Source organism: Romboutsia sp. 13368 (genome assembly GCF_018336475.1).
Taxonomy (GTDB): domain Bacteria; phylum Bacillota; class Clostridia; order Peptostreptococcales; family Peptostreptococcaceae; genus Romboutsia.
The window spans coordinates 1,175,799-1,176,062 of record NZ_CP048741.1 but is presented as its reverse complement, the minus strand read 5'-3'; positions in this window follow the sequence as shown (position 1 = coordinate 1,176,062).

The following is a 264-nucleotide window of genomic DNA, read 5'->3' as shown; positions in this document are numbered from 1 at the left end:
AAGCAAAAAATTAGTAAAAAAAAATAAAAAATWANATTTAAAATAAAAAAACATAAATATGCATGCATATTTACAAAATTTAAAATATTTATTAAAACATCTAAAATATACCTAAAAACATAGGGTTTATATGAAAGTGGCTGTTTTTATACAYAACTATACCCTAAATATACATTTAAAGGATAGTTGTGTATTATAGAATTTTACATCATATAGTACTCTTCTTTWTATTTATAYTTAGATTTTTTCTTATTTTTAATAATA